The 16,768-nt window shown below is 63.6% G+C and carries 14 protein-coding genes; 4 read left to right on the top strand and 10 right to left on the bottom strand.

All coding sequences use genetic code 11. From position 1 onward, the window contains the following. Window positions 1–359: 359 nt before the first annotated feature. The 5 genes from V1288_RS21670 to V1288_RS21650 all read right to left on the bottom strand — a co-directional run bounded on the left by V1288_RS21670 (window position 360) and on the right by V1288_RS21650 (window position 7,840). Window positions 360–1,847, bottom strand: a complete 1,488-nt coding sequence (locus V1288_RS21670) for a flagellar biosynthesis protein FlgL (RefSeq protein ID WP_334358980.1) — start codon at window positions 1,845–1,847, stop codon at window positions 360–362. A 39-nt stretch (window positions 1,848–1,886) separates the two neighbouring features. After that, window positions 1,887–3,743 carry a flagellar hook-associated protein FlgK gene (gene flgK / locus V1288_RS21665; RefSeq protein WP_334358979.1) on the bottom strand — a complete coding sequence of 619 codons (1,857 nt, stop codon included), beginning with the start codon at window positions 3,741–3,743 and terminating at the stop codon, window positions 1,887–1,889. Window positions 3,744–3,796: 53 nt separating this feature from the next. Next, window positions 3,797–5,602 carry a flagellar hook protein FlgE gene (locus tag V1288_RS21660; protein WP_334358978.1) on the bottom strand — a complete coding sequence of 602 codons (1,806 nt, stop codon included), beginning with the start codon at window positions 5,600–5,602 and terminating at the stop codon, window positions 3,797–3,799. Window positions 5,603–5,788: 186 nt separating this feature from the next. Continuing rightward, window positions 5,789–6,289 (bottom strand): peptide-methionine (R)-S-oxide reductase MsrB, encoded by a 501-nt coding sequence (msrB, locus tag V1288_RS21655; protein ID WP_334358977.1) that lies wholly within the window; start codon window positions 6,287–6,289, stop codon window positions 5,789–5,791. A 63-nt stretch (window positions 6,290–6,352) separates the two neighbouring features. Next, on the bottom strand, window positions 6,353–7,840 hold the full coding sequence (locus V1288_RS21650) for an NAD(P)/FAD-dependent oxidoreductase (RefSeq protein WP_334358976.1): 1,488 nt from the start codon (window positions 7,838–7,840) through the stop codon (window positions 6,353–6,355). Window positions 7,841–7,934: 94 nt separating this feature from the next. On the opposite strand from V1288_RS21650, the gene V1288_RS21645 reads away from it, so the two are divergent. Together V1288_RS21645 and V1288_RS21640 are read left to right on the top strand one after the other, a co-directional pair. Then, complete coding sequence (locus V1288_RS21645) at window positions 7,935–8,489, top strand: SixA phosphatase family protein (RefSeq protein WP_334358975.1); 555 nt, start codon at window positions 7,935–7,937, stop codon at window positions 8,487–8,489. 159 nt (window positions 8,490–8,648) lie between these two features. Then, a complete protein-coding gene (locus tag V1288_RS21640; RefSeq protein ID WP_334358974.1) occupies window positions 8,649–9,074 on the top strand; it encodes a universal stress protein in 426 nt (141 codons plus the stop codon). A 38-nt stretch (window positions 9,075–9,112) separates the two neighbouring features. Here V1288_RS21640 and V1288_RS21635 read toward each other — a convergent pair whose 3' ends face one another. Continuing rightward, a complete protein-coding gene (locus V1288_RS21635; protein ID WP_334358973.1) occupies window positions 9,113–9,349 on the bottom strand; it encodes a DUF1127 domain-containing protein in 237 nt (78 codons plus the stop codon). A 180-nt stretch (window positions 9,350–9,529) separates the two neighbouring features. On the opposite strand from V1288_RS21635, the gene V1288_RS21630 reads away from it, so the two are divergent. Continuing rightward, the gene (locus V1288_RS21630; protein ID WP_334358972.1) at window positions 9,530–10,870 is read left to right on the top strand and encodes an aminotransferase-like domain-containing protein; all 1,341 of its coding nucleotides are present in this window, start codon (window positions 9,530–9,532) and stop codon (window positions 10,868–10,870) included. 2 nt (window positions 10,871–10,872) lie between these two features. Here the strand turns inward: V1288_RS21630 and V1288_RS21625 are convergent, their stop codons facing one another. Together V1288_RS21625 and V1288_RS21620 are read right to left on the bottom strand one after the other, a co-directional pair. Next, window positions 10,873–11,481: a YdcF family protein gene (locus tag V1288_RS21625; protein WP_334358971.1), complete on the bottom strand. Its 609-nt coding sequence runs from the start codon at window positions 11,479–11,481 to the stop codon at window positions 10,873–10,875. Window positions 11,482–11,574: 93 nt separating this feature from the next. Beyond that, window positions 11,575–12,180, bottom strand: a complete 606-nt coding sequence (locus tag V1288_RS21620; protein WP_334358970.1) for a hypothetical protein — start codon at window positions 12,178–12,180, stop codon at window positions 11,575–11,577. Window positions 12,181–12,250: 70 nt separating this feature from the next. On the opposite strand from V1288_RS21620, the gene V1288_RS21615 reads away from it, so the two are divergent. Then, window positions 12,251–12,685 (top strand): hypothetical protein, encoded by a 435-nt coding sequence (locus tag V1288_RS21615; RefSeq protein ID WP_334358969.1) that lies wholly within the window; start codon window positions 12,251–12,253, stop codon window positions 12,683–12,685. A gap of 35 nt (window positions 12,686–12,720) precedes the next feature. Here V1288_RS21615 and V1288_RS21610 read toward each other — a convergent pair whose 3' ends face one another. Continuing rightward, complete coding sequence (locus V1288_RS21610) at window positions 12,721–15,123, bottom strand: bifunctional diguanylate cyclase/phosphodiesterase (RefSeq protein ID WP_334358968.1); 2,403 nt, start codon at window positions 15,121–15,123, stop codon at window positions 12,721–12,723. A 170-nt stretch (window positions 15,124–15,293) separates the two neighbouring features. Next, complete coding sequence (locus tag V1288_RS21605; protein ID WP_334358967.1) at window positions 15,294–16,757, bottom strand: MFS transporter; 1,464 nt, start codon at window positions 16,755–16,757, stop codon at window positions 15,294–15,296. Window positions 16,758–16,768 lie beyond the last annotated feature (11 nt).

The raw sequence follows: 16,768 nt of genomic DNA, 5'->3' as shown, positions 1-16,768 counted from the left end.
GGGGGCACCCTGAAAGCAAATGATCAACGAGAAATAAATTGGGACCGGCAGAAACGGTGCTACCGCGCCGGTTCCAAAATCATGGTTAAAAAGGGGTGAAGATGGTGGGAGAGATCAAATCGATTTGGCGGGCGAGTTGCCGGCCAGGTCTTAAGCGAACGTAAATACCGCCGAGGTGCGCTTCGCACTCTCACCTATCGTCCCTGCGAACGCAGGAACCCATACGCCGCAGCCATCGTTGTCGGAAAAGACAAGTTAACGACCAGCGCGCGAAACAATTGCTGCCGGTGGCTATGGATCCCTGCGTTCGCAGGGACGACTGCTGAGAGTTTGCACGAATTTAAACCGCGCAGCACGCCTTAGATGTATTTCAGCAGCGTCGTCTGATACAGCATCGCCGTCGTCTGGTACGACGCGTTGAGGCTGTTCTGCACGGCGAGGAGTTTCGCCGTGACCTCCGCGTCGGTAACGCCTTCGATCGATTGCAGCATGGTCTCCGCGGTGTTCCTGGTCTGGGTCTGGCGATCGCCTGCCGACTTCATCGCGGCCTGCGCGCCGGCGAAATCCGCCGCAATATCCTGCACGCTCTGCTGGCCGGTCTGCGGCAGAAGTTTTGTCGCCACCCGCTGGTAGAGCGCGCCGATCTGGGCGCTGGCATTGGGGTCGCCGGACACGGTGGTCATGGCGGCCATGGCGGCAATGGTCTGCAATTGCGCCGTCAGCGCCTGCTCGTTGGCGCGGGCGCCATATTGCACGGTGATGCCGTCGTCGACGCGTGCCACCGCGGTGCCGCGCGCGGGGTCGGTGCCGGTTTCGCCAGTATACCAGGAGAGCGTATTCGCAGCCGTGCCGGGCACCTGCGTCGTCGCGGTGGCGAACGGCGGACCGCCGACGCGCGGCACTGGGCTGCCGCTGAAGAATTCGCTGGACGCCTTCAGCGCGGACGCAGCGACCAGCGCGCCGTTGGCGAGGCCGCCGACGCCGGTGGTCAACGCGGCGTTGATGTTGGCGGCGGTCGCGGTCGAGTTGGCGCCGATCAGGAACTGGCCGGCCTGCGGCGGCGTCGTGGTGGTCGCGGTCAACTGCACGTTTTCCGAGGTGCCGTCCGGCAGATTGAACGCCAGCGTGATGGTGTCGCCGGTGTTCAGGTTGGTCGCGCCGAGATCGAACGACCCGGTGGCCGGCGAGCCGGTCGGCCCGGTGGTCGTGACGCTTGCGGCCGACGAGGTGATCGAGGCGAGCTTCAGGCCAAACGGACCGGTGTCCTCGGTCAATGAAATCGACGTCGCCGTCGGCGTCGCCTGTGTCAGCCGGCCGGTGCCGGAGCCGACGTCGGCCTGCTTGCGTTCCGCGATCAGCTGCTTCAGGCCCGCCTGCGCGCCGACGCCGTTGAGAACGTCGTCGGTCGCCGCCGTCGCCGGCGTGTCGGTGGCGCGTCCGGAAAACAGATAGCGATCGCCCGACTGGCTGTTCAGCAGGCTCAGCATCTCGTCGAGCGAACTGCGCGCCGTGCCCTGGGCAATGGTCTGGCCGTTGCTGGTGATCTGGGTCGAGGACGTCACCGCCGCGCCCTGCACCGTGGTTCCGATCGCGATAATCCGCGTCAGTGCCGCGTTGGCGACGTTGATGCGCGTGGTGACATTGGTCATCGTATCCGCGAACGCGTCGATGCTGCTGACCTGCGCGCGCAGCGCGACGGCAAAGCCGCGGTTGACGCCCATGCCGGCATAGGTGTTCGATTTCTTGCCGGTGGCAAGCTGGGTCTGCAGACTGTCGAACTGGCTTTGCAAGTCCAGGATTCGCGACGCCAGAATCGATGTCTTGGTGCCTACACCGCTAATCGTCATGATGACCTACTCCAAACCTGTCGCGCCAAACCCATAACGCTAGACCTGCAGCAACGCGTCGAACATCTGCTTGACGGTCGACATCACCCGCGCGTTCGCCGCATATGAATTCTGCAGCGACAGCAAATGCGCCATCTCTTCGTCGATGTTGACGCCGGACTCGCTGTTGAACTTCTGCTGCAGCGTGCTCAGCACCACGTCCTGACCGTCGGCGATCTGCTTGGCGGTGTCCGCCGCCTGGCCCTGGGCGCTGGCGATCTGCTGCGAGAAATTCGACAGCGTCGCCTGGAACGGCAACGTCGAGGTACCGAAGCCGGTCGACGGCGAATACAGCGACTTGCCGGCGGTGAGCTGCTGGTAAAGGAAATCCGGTCGCTTGGTGTCGCCGGACGGCGTCGTCGCGTTGTACTGCACCAGCTTCGACGGATCACCGACGAGCTGGCTGTTCACCCGGATGCGCGCCGCGAGCCCCACCGACTGCTGGCCCGCCGCGGTGATCGCGCCGGTATAAAGGCCGTTGCCGTCGGTGAACAACGGCACCTCGCCGCTGCCGCCCAGCAGCGACGATGTGGTCGACGTCACGGAGGCGGCATTCACGGTCGCGGTTCCGACGCCGTCGTCGAGCACCCGCAGCGTCGAGCCGGTATTGGAGAACTGCAGGCCGGCCGAACCGAGCGCCGCATTGAGCTGGCTCGTCACCGAAGCCATGCCGGCGGAGAAATCGATGCCGATCACCTGATCGTTGGGATCGGTGGTGGCGTTGTTGGACAACGGCAGCACCGACGGATCGTTGACCCGCACCAGCGACAGTTGATGCTGGACGTTACCGACATCCGTATAGGTGAGATGGATTACATTGCCGTTCTGCAGACCGGACAGATCGAGATCGAAGCCGTTCGAGGGCGGCAAGCTCACCGCAGTTCCGGCCGTGGTCTTGTCGGACAGCAGGCTCGACATATTGGCGGCGAACTGGTCAAGCTGGGTTTGTGCCTGCACCAGCGTTTTGTCGCGCAGTTCGAGATAGCCGGCGATGGTGCCGGAGCGGATCGAATTCGTCTGAATCAGGTTGAGCGAACCGCCGTTCGGGAAATGGACCGCGAGGGTGCCGAGCGTGCTCTTGGTCGGATCGGCGTCCCACTGGGTGTTCGGTGTCACCGTGCCTTGCGGATTGAACGACAGCGTCGAGGCCTCGGCACCGACCAGTTGCACGCCCGAATTGGTGAAGACCTGGATTTGATTGTTGCCGTTGTCGATGACGCGAATGTCCATCAGTTGCGATAACTGATCGACATACTGGTCGCGCTGGTCCTTCAGAGCCGCGGCCGCAGCATCGGTGGTGTCGCCGCTAGCAAGCTGGGTGTTCAGATTGACGATCTGCTGCATCGCCGTATTGGCGGTGTTGACCGCCGAATTGAGACCGGATTCCGCCTGGCTGCGCAGCGACTGGATGCCGGCCGACATGCTGTTGAGCTGCTGCGTTAGCGACTGCGCGGCATTGAGCACGCCAATCCGTGCCGACTGGCTGTCCGAGCTGGTCGATAGCCCCTGCACCGCGGTGACCAGATTGTTGAACGCGGTTTCCAGCGTTCCGGTGCCGCCGGGGGTGCCGTAGATCGACTGCAGGCTACTCAGGATCGAAGAGCGCAGGTCGGCGTACGACGCGCCGGACTGCTCGGTGCGAATCTGCTGCTGCAGATACAGGTCGAGTTCGCGATTGACGCCGGTGACGCTGACGCCGGCGCCGATCGAACCGGAGGACGTCTGGATCTGGTTGACGGTCTTGCGGATGTAGCCCGGCGTGTCGGAATTGGCGACGTTCGACGACGTCAGCGACAGCGCAAGCTGGTTGGCGCGCAATCCCGACATGGCAATTGAGAGGGCTTGACTGAGACTCATGACAAACTGCTCGTTTCAATTCCCCGCCGGATCAGACCGTCCATCTGCGCGACCTATCGCAGTACGTTCAGCAGATCCTGAACCATCGAGTTGGATGTGGTGATCACCTTCGTGTTGGCCGAATAGGCCTGCTGGGTGACGATCAGCTTGGTGAACTCGTCGGCGATGTCGGTGTTGGAGCTTTCCAGCGACGAGCCGACGATCGTCCCGCCGCTGCCGAACAGCGCCTGGCCGGACTGGTCCGTCGCCTCAAACGCGCCGCCGTCGATGCGTTTGAGGAAATTGGTGCCGTTGAAGGTTGCGACCGAAATCTGCGCAAGGTCGATGTTGCGACCGTTGGAATAGTTGCCGACCACCCGGCCGTTCTGGCCGATCGACACGGTCTGCAGCGATCCGGCCGGAAAGCCGTCCTGCTGGATCTGGTTGACCTTCACGTTGCCGTTGGCATCGGCGAACTGTGTGACGCCGCCGGCGCCGAAGTTGAGCGAGATATTGCCGAGCGGCACGCCGCCAATGGTCGGCGCCGTCAGGGTGATGCCGGCGATCGGCGGCGTCATCTGGCCATTCGGCGAGAAGGTGAAGTCGGTATTGACGTTCTGCCAGGCGAGATCGGTGCCGGTGGCGCTGGAGTTGACCTGGTAGAACAAATTCCAGGTATCGGTGTGGCCGGTGCCGAGCGATGAACTGTCGACCTTGGCCCAGCGCAGTTGCAGGCTGACCGGCGAGCCGGAGATGTCGTAGGCGGTCACCGCTCCGCCGCTGACGGATTCGTTGATGAAGGCCTGGAGATCGCTGCCGAGCACCTTTCCGGTGCCGGCAGTGCCGCCGCCGGTGCGCGGCACATTCACGGGCGCGGTCAGGCCAAGGGCCCCAAATGCAGTAGTATTGCTGGTAGTGACCGTGAGGTTGGCGCCAGTGCCGCTATGTAGCGTGATCGCACCGCCGCTGATCGTCGGCGCCACGCCGGTGATTGCTTGGATATTTGCCAACAGATCCTGGATGGTGCCGGTTGTGAGATTGATCTGGTTGGCGGCCAGATTGGTTGGAGTACTGACGATGGTGATCGCGGTGCCGTCCACCGTAATCGTATCTCCGAGGACGAAATTGGTCGTGAGCGAATCCGTGTTTGTGCCGCCGTTCAACAGGGTTGATCCCGTGATGGGGGTCGGCGTGGTCAGCTTGTTGTTCTTGGCGGCGCCCGTGATCGTTGCGTCGCCATAAGGCGTGGCAGGCGTGCCGAGCGTGCGCGGATTGCCGGACGCAAAATCCGCCGGCTGCAGCAGCTCCGACCCCGGAATCGAATTGTCGTGCTTGGTGGTCAGCGGATAGCTCGCCAGGTTGGCGCGATAGCTCACCACCGATGTCGGCACCGCCGGCAGGAAGTCGTTGGCGAATTTCAGCACCTGCGGCACGCTGCCGGTCATGTTGCCGGTCGCCGGATCGATCGGAACACCTTCGACATAATAGCCGGCGCCGTTGACCAGGTAGCCGTTCTTGTCGAGCGCAAAGTCGCCGCGGCGGGTGTAATTGTCGACGCCCGAAAACACCGGCTGGTTATCGCTGAAGCTGCCCGGCTTCTGCACCACGAAGAAGCCGTTGCCGTTGATCGCCATGTAGGTGGAGACCGACGCGGCCTGCACGTCGCCTTGCACAGTGTTGGTCTCACGCGATGCGGTGGTGACGCTGCCGGCGAGCTGATTGTTGACGCCGGTGTCCGGGATCAGATCGAGGAAGCTGGTGTCGATCCGCTTAAAGGCGGTGGTCTGCGAGTTGGCGATGTTGCCGGAGATGTTTTCCAGCGCGTAGGACTGCGCGCGCAGGCCCGCGACGGACGTGGTAAGAGCGCCGAAGATACCCATGACATGTTCTCCAAATTCGATCCGGGCGGCTCGCCGTTCCAGGGAAACCGAGGCCGCGTCGGGAGAAGATGTCGCAAGCGTTGTGCCAAACTACAAAATCAATAAAAATCAAGCGCTTAAGAAAAAAGCCCCGGTCCGAAGACCAGGGCACATTTGCCGGGCGGGCAACAATTGCCGGGCAGCGCCTTACGAAGCCGAAGGACCTGCCGGGTGAAACACCAGCCCAAACCCGTCGATGCAATAGCGCAAGCCGGTCGGCTTCGGGCCGTCGTCGAAGACGTGGCCCATGTGTCCGCCGCAGCGGCGGCAGTGGACTTCGGTGCGCGTCATCCCGAACGTCGTATCCTTGGTTTCGCCCAGGGCGTTGTCGAGCGGCTTCCAGAAGCTCGGCCAGCCGGTGCCGCTCTCGTATTTGGTCTCCGAGGAGAATAGCGGCAGGTCGCAACCGGCGCAGGCGAAGATGCCCTTGCGCTTTTCCTTCAGCAGCGGGCTCGAGCCCGGCCGCTCGGTGCCATGGTTGCGCAGGATTTCATACTGCTGCGGCGTGAGCTGTGCGCGCCATTCGGCGTCGGTCTTTTCCACCTCGAATTTCTCGGCGGCTTGCGCCGGGCTGCCGCGCAGCCAGCGGAAAGCGGCCAAGCCAAACAGGCCGGCGACGGATGCGAGCAGGATACGGCGGTCGAACATGGAAGTCTCCGTGCATGGCGGGCTTAACGGTTCGCCATCAAATACGGCCCACAAGCGCCGACGTTACACGGATCCGTCCCGGATTTTCTCACTTTCCTGCGAGGGCGCGGCTGATGTCCCGCCGTCCCGCGCCTCTGCCGGGCGCGGAGGCTGTGAACGCGCCGGGCGTTGTCCAACCGGCGGACGGCGCGGCGGCCTGGTTCCGGCCTGCCGGTTGGCCTCCGCCAATCGCGCCTCACGAACGCGTTCCCGGGCTCGAGCGCCTTCGCGGTAACGGGCCAGCGCGCCCGCCGCGGCCGCATGGCCCCGCCCCCACACGCCGATCAGATGGCCGGCGACGCGGCCGGTGGCGCCGCCCGCCCAGACCAGTTCAAACGGCGAGAACAGTTTCCAGCGTTCCTCGCCCCACAGAATGCTGCGCGCGATGACCTGCCCCGCCATCGCCGAGGTGTTAAGCCCATGGCGCCCGAAGCCGCTGGCGACCCACAGCCCTTTGCGCAACTGGCCGATCTGCGGCATGCCGTGCACGGTCACCCCGACCGCACCGCCGAACACGTCTGATATCGCGACCTTGCCGAGCGCTGGGAAGATGGTGGCAATGCGGCGTTGAATGACAGGTGCAAAGCGACGTGGCCGCGCCTCCCAGGTGGTTTCCGGGCTCGCCCACATCAGCCGGTCACCGTCGACGATCCGGAAATGATCGATGCCGTCGCTGTCGGCGACCGACCCCTTGAAGGCGATCACTTCGCCGAGCCGCTCGCCGAGCGGCTCCGTCACCGCGGCATAGCGCCAGACCGGCAGCAACGTTTCCGACAGGCGGCGCATTGGGGCTCCGAGATGAACGTTGCCGGCCAGGACGATGTGCGAGGCGCGCAGCCGCGCCGACGGCGTCACGATGCGCTTGCGAATCCCTGACGGATCGATGCTGACGACAGGCGTATCCTCGAAGATGCGCGCGCCCGCCCGCCTCGCCTGCGCGGCGAGACCGCGGATATATTTGCGGCCGTCGATCTGGAACGCACGCGGATAATAGATGCCGTGGAAATAGCGTGCGGTCCCGAGCTGATCGCGAACGCGATCGACCTGCCATCCCTCGACCTCGGTCTCGAAATCTTCGCTCAGCGTCTGCAGGCGGCTGATCAGCGTTTCGCCGGCGTCGACGTTGGAGACCTCCAGCGCGCCCTCGGTCAGCGCAATGCCAGGCATCGCCGCTTCGGTGGCGGCGGCGCGAACGTAATCGGCGCCCTCCTTCGACATCGCCCACAGCTCGCGCGCGTCATCAAGTCCGACGCGCTCGATCAGGTCGCTGATCGGAAGGCTGTAGCCCGGCATGACCGTGCCGAGCTGATGGCCTGAAGCGTTCCAGCCGACATGCCGGCCTTCGAGCACGGCCACGCTGGCGCCGAGGCGCGCGGCTTCCAGCGCCACCGTCAGGCCGGCAAGGCCGGCTCCGACCACGCAAATGTCAACATCCAGGTCGAACGATAGACGCGAGCGAAAAAGCGCGTCGTCCTCGGGGCCGTTGGTCGCACTTGTGAAAGTCTCAGGCATGGCGTTTCTTACGGGCGGCTGCGGCGCTTGTCACCTTGTCCCAGACATGAGCTTGTAGATTAGTCCAGACTAAGACCGAATCGAGATCGTGCCCATGCGCCGTTTGATGCTGCTGCGTCACGCCAAGACTGAACACGACGCGCCTTCGGGCCATGACCACGACCGCCGACTCGACGAGCGCGGCCGACGGGACGCCGCGGCCATTGGAACCTGGATCGGCCGGCATCCGCCCGTTCCCGAAGCCGTTCTGGTTTCGACCGCAGTGCGGTCGCGCCAGACCTGGGAGATCGCACGCGATGCGATGAAGGATGCAGTGCGGGAACGGCTTCCGCAGCCACAGGTCGAACTGCTCGATGAACTCTACGGCGCCGAGCCGGCACATCTCCTGCGGATCATCCGCATGGCCGAGATCATCGATCCCGCGCGCTTGATGCTGATCGGCCACAATCCCGGCATGCACGAGCTGGCGCTGATGCTCGCCGGCAGCGGCGATGCGACGGCGAAGAAATCACTCGAGGACAATCTGCCAACCGCAGGCCTGGCCATCCTGGATTTTGCGATCGACGATTGGAGCGAAGTGGCATTTCGCCGCGGCAAACTCGTGCGCTTCACCAGCCCGAAATTGCTGAAGCAGGCACTGGACGATTGAGGCAGGCGGACATCCCTGCCCCGCCATGCTAAGCTTTTCACAAGGCGCTTTTCGAGCGAATTGAGAACAAGTTCGCGTAAAAGAAGACGCGTCAAAACAAAAGGCTGGAGCCCTATCCTGATAAGTCAGGACCGAACGGACTCAAGCCAGGAGGCGCAGATGTTCAAGTCGATTCTCGTGCCGATCGACCTCGCCGATACCGATCTGGCCAAGCCCGCGATCGCAACGGCCGCGACGCTGTCACAGACCTGGGACGGCTCGGTGCGGCTGCTCAACGTATTGCCGATGACGCCGGTGATGCTGGCGGAATATGTGCCGGCCGATTTCGATGCGCAGCAGCGCGCCACCTCGGAAGAAGCGCTCTCCATCGTGGCGAAGGAATCCGGCATCGAGGCGTCACGCATTTCTACCGCTGTGCGGCAGGGCGGCATCTATCACGAGATTCTCGAAGAGGCGGCGGCGATCAAGGCCGACCTGATCGTAATGACCTCGCACCGGCCGGCGATGCGGACCTACTTCCTCGGCTCCAACGCCGGCCATGTGGTGCGCTACGCCAGGTGCTCGGTGCTGGTGGTGCGGCACTGAGGACGTGACGGCGCCGCTGGGCGGCGACGCCGGACGCCTTACATTATCCGCCCGAATTCCGGATCGACGGTGCCGCGCACCGCCGATTCAATCCGGCCGCGCTCGATGCCGATGTCGCGGAGCGCACGATCGTCCAGTTCACTCAGCGTTTTGATGGCTTCGCGGCGCGCGAAATAAGTGACGATGCCGTTTGCCCAGCTTCCGAGCCGGCGGAAGAATCCGCTCGCCAGGCTCCGGGATGTGGGCTGGGCTGCAGTCGGGAATATCGTGGTCATCGCACTTCTCCTTGCTTTCACACGGCAAGCCGCTGCCGCCGGCGCAAACGCTTGCGAGAGCGCTTGCACCTTAATGGACCGATTGTTTTGCACCCCTCTCAGTGCAATCTCTGGCTTGATGGCTCCAAAATGATCCGATACACTGCTCGGTGCAAGGGAAACATTGCTCTCGGTGCAATAATGTCGAAGTTCGAGTACCTGAAGCTTGCCGATACCGTCGCCGCCGAGATCGCCAATGGCGGACTCAAGCCCGGCGACCGCCTGCCGCCGCAGCGCAGCTTTGCCTATCAGCGCAAGATCGCGGTCTCGACCGCGAGCCGCGTCTACACCGAGCTGTTGCGCCGCGGCCTCGTGGTCGGCGAAGTCGGGCGCGGCACGTTCGTTTCGGGCGAGACACGCCGCGGTATCGCCATGCCGACTGAGCCGCGCGGCGCGCGCATCGATCTGGAAGTGAACTATCCAATTTTGCCAACGCAATCGGTGATGATCGCAAGAAGCCTTGCGGGGCTGGAACGTCCCGAAGTGCTCGATCTCGCATTGCGGCACTCGACCACGACCGGCACGCTGGCGGCCCGGACCATTTCCGCCGAGTTTCTCTCCCGCGAAGAGTGGTCCCCCGCCCCCGATCAACTCGTCTTCACCGCGAACGGCAGGCAATGCATCGCCGCGGCGCTGGCGGCGATGGTGCCGAGCGGCGGCCGCTGCGGCGTCGAGGCGCTGACCTATCCCTTCATCAAGGACATCGCCGCCAGGCTAGGCGTCACACTGGTGCCGCTTGCGATGGACGAGCAAGGCGTTCGCCCGGACGCGGTGCAGAAGGCGCACCGCGAAGCGCATTTGTCGGCGCTGTACGTTCAGCCGACGATTCAAAATCCGCTCGGCATGACCATGCCTCCGGCGCGCCGGGCCGATCTGCTGCGGGTCGTCGAGAAGCTCGGCCTCACCGTCATCGAGGATACGGTCTATGGCTTTCTCGACGAAGAAACGCCGATGGCCGCGCTGGCGCCGGATAGCTGCATCACCTTGGACAGCCTGTCGAAGAAGGTGGCGCCCGGCCTTGCGCTCGGCTTCATCGTTTCGCCGCCGCGCCTGCGCGAACGCATCATGGCCGCGGTTCGCTCGGGCGGATGGACGGCTTCCGGATTTGCATTTGCCGCCGGGCAACGGCTGATGGCTGATGGCACGGTCGCCGAATTATCACGCCTGAAACGGATCGATGCGGCCCGGCGCCAGCAGATGGCCGCGAAATACCTCGCCGGCCTCGAAATCCAGGCGAACGTCAAATCCTACCATCTCTGGCTCACCTTGCCCCAGCATTGGCGTTCGCAGACATTCGTCGCGGCCGCGGCCCGGCGCGACATCGCGCTGACCCCTTCGACCACCTTCGCCGTGAGCCCCGGCCATGCCCCCAACGCCGTCCGCCTGGCGCTTGGCGCCCCGAGTACCGAACAACTCGATCTGGCCCTGCGTACGCTTTCGGGAATGCTGACGGCGAAAGAAGACGTCGATACGACTGAATAGATCTACCGGTCGCGCATTTCGCTCCCCGGCCACTCCGCGATAAAGCCCCTCGCCTTGTACGGCTCGATCTTGTCCCATTCATTGAGCATCCGGCGCGAGAATTCGGCGTCGGTGTGCCAGAGCGCCCGCGGCGTATTGAAGCTGTCGACCATAACCAGCATTTTCTCCACGTCCGGCCAGTGCCGGTGCAGCGTCATCGGATAGCGGCGCGCCGTCCAGGTGTTGCCGAGACAGATCACGCTGCGGATGTTGGCGAGCCCGAGCGCCCGCTCGATGATCGGCAGCGAGAAGATCACGTTCTCGCCGGTGTTCATCGCGCCATCCTCCCGCAGGATGACGTCGGCAGGAACGCCGCGCGCGACCATTGCACCGGCAATGGTCTCGCATTCCGACAGATCGGATCCCGGCGTCACGCCACCGCTCACGATCGCCCAGCGAAAAAACCCTTCGCGCCACAGCCGGCAGGCTTCATCGACGCGCTCCTCGACATCCTCGCGGGTGCCGAACACGAACAGCAGGTCGGCAGGCCGTAGCGGCGTCTCGACCAGATGCCGCGCATTGATCGCGGCAATCTCGGCTTCCGTCGGCGATCGCGTCGTCGGGCTTTTCACGGCCACTCGCTTCTATCAGGGACGGCGCACAGATTGCCGTGCCCTGCGGCGCTTCGCGAAATCACGTTTCGTGTCGCTTGATTGCGAATCAGGCTACGGCAGCAGTGTCGCGGGAAGCGCGTCGAACGAATATCTGCGCGGCCGATTGCGCTTGATGAATCCGCCGATGGTCCAGGCAAACCAGACCGCGATGCCGACCAGAAACAGCGCGCCGGTGAATTCGGACGTCGCTAGTGCCCGGACGAGAAGTCCGATCATGGCGATGGCCAACAACACCAGCATCGCAACCGCCATGGCATAGGTCACTGTCCCGATGCCGCCGATCAGGGACGCCTTGCTGCCCGCCACCCTCATCCTTCGGTGCAATTCGGTGATGAAGGTGCGGTAGTCCTGGTCCTGCGGCGTCATCAACGAGACAGTCTGCCAGGTCGTCGAAAGGACGGCGATCCGTTCGCCGCCGGCCCTTTCGATATCGGCGCGAAAGCGACGGGATTGCATCGACATCGGCCGATACGACAGGCGGATCGAAGCGATATCTGCATAAGGCCACACGCCGGACCGGCGGCCCATCTGCCACGACAATCCGGAATCCGTCAGTTCGAATTGATACGCCGACGAAATCAGTGACGCCTTGTAGGCGTAGCTGATCGTGCCCGCGCCCTCGCCTTCCGCAATCTGGTTCGGCAGTGATATCGGCAACTCAAAATATCCCGTGTCGTGTTAAACCGTCCGCTTGCGCGGCGCGCCAGCTTTACCTTACAAGCGGGCCATGGCCGAGACGACTTATTTTCCGCGCCGACTGATCCTGGCCGGCGCGATAGTTTCCGGAGTGCTGCTGGCGCTCGCCGTCCATATGCTGGGCGCGCGTTACGGGCTCGACCTCGGCGGCCTGTGGCGATCCGATTCCAGCGAATTCATGCCCGCGGGTGCGGCGATCGCCTGGTGGCTGATCGCGACCGTGGGCTTTTCCGGCGGCTATTTCACTGCCAACCTGATGCACAGCGCGGCCTCGGGCCAGATTCCGCAGCGGATGCGGCAATTCCTGATCGTGGTCGGCGTGCTGATCCTGGCCGGCGCGGGACAGGCCGCCTCGGCGCCGAGCGCGGTCCCGACCGTATCGGGCGTGCTCGCCGGCCTTGCAGCCTTATGCCTCGGCGCCGTGATGGCGTTCTGCGGCGCGCATTTCGCGCTCCGCAAGGCCTGAAGAAACAAGGCATGAAGAAACAAGGCTCGAGGAAATTAGGCGACGACCCGCGCCCGCGTTTTCGACAGCATCGATTCCACCTCGGCTACGGGACGCGGCGGGCTGAACAGATAGCCTTGCGCCTGTGTGCAGCCTTCCTGGCGCAGGAGCTCGAACTGCGCGTCGGTCTCGACACCTTCGGCCGTGGTGACGATGCCCAGGCTCTTGCCAAGGCCGGTGACAGCGCGGACGATCGCCATGGAATCTTCACGCGTCGCCAGTTCGCTGACAAACGAGCGGTCGATCTTGATCTTGTCGAACGGAAAGCTGCGCAAATAGCTTAGCGACGAATATCCCGTTCCGAAATCGTCCAGCGAGATCCTGACGCCGAAGCCGCGAAGCTCGTGCAGAACCGAAAGCGTCGCCTCGCTGTTCTGCAGCAGCACCGATTCGGTGATTTCCAGTTCGAGCCGATGTGCCGGAAGGCCAGAAGCATTCAATGCATCCTTCACCGACGAGACCAGGTTGAGATTCTTGAACTGCACCGGCGAGAGATTGACGGCGACGCCGACCTCCTGCGACCATTGGGCCGCGTCCATGCAGGCCTGGCGCAACACCCACTCGCCGATCGGCACGATCAGGCCGGTTTCTTCCGCCAGCGGAATGAAGTTGACCGGAGAGATCATGCCACGCAGTGAATGATTCCAGCGCACCAGGGCTTCGAAAGCAACGACCGTGTCCCTGACGACGTCGCGGATCGGCTGATAATAGACTTCGAATTCTCCGCGCTTCAGCGCGGAGCGCAAATCGAGTTCCAGCAGCCGCCGGGCCTGCGCGCGGGCGTCCATCCCGGTCTCGAAGAAGCGATAGGTGCCGCGGCCGTCCTCCTTGGCGCGATAGAGCGCGAGATCGGCTTTCTTGAGCAGCTCGTCGGGATTCTTGCCATCCTCCGGCGCCAGCGAAATGCCGATGCTGACGCCGATGACGAGCTGATGACCGGCAATTTCGTAGGGCGCGGAAACCTGCTCGACGACATGGCTGGCCAGCAAGGCGACGGCGGACGGATCGCAATCGCTGCAGAACTGCACGATCGCGAATTCGTCCCCGCCCAGTCGCGCCACCGTATCGTACTCGGTGATGCATTCGCCAAGGCGGCGGGCGACTTCCTTCAAGAGCGCATCGCCGACCGGATGACCGAGCGAATCGTTGATGTCCTTGAAATGGTCGAGGTCCAGACAGAGCACTGCAAGCTGATCGCTGCGTTTGGCAAGCCTCAAGGCCTTTTCGAGTTGCTCGCGGAACAATGTCCGGTTCGGCAAATTGGTCAGCGCGTCATGGCGCGCCATATGGGAAATCTGTTCCTGGGCCGCCTGCCATTCGGTGATGTCCTCGAAGGTGGCAACCCATCCGCCGCCCTTCATGGGCTGATCGACGACGCGTAGCGATCGTCCGTTGCGGCTCACCGTCCTGGTCACGCTGTTGCCGGCCTTGGCCGCAGCAATCACGCTGGCGACAAACTGATCGGGATCGCCGTCCCATCGATCGAGTGCCTTCTGCTGCCGAAGCACATCGAGCAGCAAACGGCCCTGGAGGGCCATGCCGGTCCGCCCCATCATTTCGGCATAGCGATCGTTGTACAGGAGGATGCGGCCATCCGCATCGAACATGGAAAGTCCCTGCGACATGTTGTCGAGCGCGGTGTCGAGCAGGACTTTTTGCTGATGGAGTTCGCTCTTCGAGCGGCGGTCAAGCATGGCCGCCAGCAGCGATATGCCGAGAATGGCGAAGGCTGCGACCGCGGTCAGAAACGACAGCGCGGTCGGAGAAATCGACAGCCCATCGGTCCCAAGCGCCGGTTCGGGAATCAGCGTGACGGCGCCCATGGCCGTAAAGTGATGCGAAACGATGGCGACGGTCAGCAGCCCCGTAGCGGTGAGCATGTGGGCAGGATCGTCACGACGCACGGCCACCAGAAAGGCCAGGGCCGCGAACAGGCTGCCCAGCACGATCGAGGTCACGACGATGCCGCTCGACCACACAATGAACGCCGGAAGCTCGAGCGCCAGCATGCCGGTATAGTGCATCGCCGCGACGCCGGCGCCGATCACAGCACCGCCGATCGCAATCACCGATCGGTGCGCGGTAGACAACACGATGCAGAGGCCGATGGCGACGATGCTGATCGCGAATACCAGCGACAACAATGTGACTGGAATGCTGTATCCCGCTCCGGCGCCGGGATCGTAAGCCAGCATCGCGACGAAATGGGTGGCCCAGATTCCGCAACCGCCGACCGTTGCGTCGAGGCCGATCCAGAGCGTGCGCGTTTGGCCGCGCGAGGCCCTGGCACGATGAAACAGGCTGATCGCAACCGCGCTTGCGAGCCAGCAAATGGTGCCGGCAAGCAGGACAAGTCTCCAGTCATGCTCGGTGGTGAGACAGGTTAGGACGCGATACATTACAGACTCTCCCCATTGGCCTGTAACTGCGGTTCCATTGGTATATTTGGGGTAACCCGCCGCGGCCGAGTTGCACGGATGGTGAACGAATTTCTTAAACGGCACTCCCGCCGCCGGTTGCGGGTATCGAAAAGGCGGCAATCACCGAGAGATTTCCGGAAATCAATTCGTCAGCGAGTTCCGCTCTGAGCGAAGTATCGTTTCTGATCCGTTACTGCCGGCCGGCCGCCCCACCAGATCGCGGCAGCGGCCGCGAGCAACACGCCGGCCGAAATCACCAGCGACGCGTGCAGGCCGCTCATGAACGCGCCGGAACGGCCGACCAGCGAACCGAACAAGGCGACGCCGAGCACACTGCCGGTTTGCCGGGTCGCGTTGAGCACGCCTGCGGCGATGCCCGAACGCGATTTCTCCACGCTGCCGAGCAGCGTCGATGTCAATGGCGGCACCAGCAGCCCGAGACCGGTACTTAGCGCGATCAGTTGCAGGCAGATCGACCAATAGCTGGTGTCGGCCTCGATTCCGAGCATCGCAAGACATCCGGCTGCCGAGAGCGCGGCACCGGCTGCGATCGTGGCTGATGCGCCAATGCGTTCGGCCAGCCGCGGCGCCATCAGATTTACCGGCAGCACCGCGCCCATCATCGGTACAAAAGCAAGCCCGGTCGCGAACACCGACAATCCGTTGACCTGCTGAAAGTAGAGGCTGAGCACGAAGATCAAGCCGTAGATCGCGACATTGACCAGCAAGCCGATCAGCGACGCCAGGGTAAACATCCGATTTCGGAATAGTGCGAGCGGCAACATCGGTTGCGGCGCGCGCGCTTCCCGCCATCCGAACAGGACTGCGAAGGCCACAAACACCACAAAGCCCGTGATCACGAGTGAATGATCCCAGCCAAACGAGCCGCCCTCGATGATGGCGCCAGCGAGCGAGCCAAGCGCCGCAATCGCGGCGATCTGGCCGGGCAAGTCGATCTCGCGTTCGGGCGTTCGCGTCGTCTCGTCGGCAAAGCGCCAGGCCAGCCACAGGCCAGCAAGGCCGATCGGCAAATTGACGAGGAAGATGGAACGCCAGCCGACCAGCGCTATCAGCGCGCCGCCAACAAATGGGCCGGCCGTCAGCGCAAGGCTTGCGCCCGCGGCCCAGATGCCGACGGCGCGCCCGCGGGCCTTTTCTCCCGTATAGGCATGACTGAGCAGCGCGAGCGAATTCGGCACCAGAATGGCCGCGGCCAATCCCTGAACGCAGCGCGCCAGGATCAGGACCGTTGCATTAGGCGCCAGCGCGCAGCCGACCGAGGCCGCCGTGAAGATGGCAAAGCCTGCCATGAACATCCGCTTGGCGCCGATCCGATCGCCGAGCGCACCCGCCGTCAGTATGAAGGCCGCAAAGGCGATGGTGTAGGCACTCACCACCCATTGCAATTCGGTGACGCCGCCGCCGAGCGAGATCCCGATGGCATTGAGCGCGGTGTTGACGATGGTGACGTCAAGCTGAACGACGCCGTAGCCGAGACTCATCGCAGCAAGCGTGAGCGAGGCCGCAAAACTTCCCGCCGCCGGTCCGGCTTCGGAGCGGACTGACGCATAGGTGCCCGAAAGCGGCCTGAATTTGAGATACGCACTTCCCATGGGCTCCACCC

This window comes from Bradyrhizobium sp. AZCC 2176 (assembly GCF_036924645.1).
Taxonomy (GTDB): Bacteria; Pseudomonadota; Alphaproteobacteria; order Rhizobiales; family Xanthobacteraceae; genus Bradyrhizobium.
This window is presented reverse-complemented; position numbering and strand designations above follow the sequence as displayed.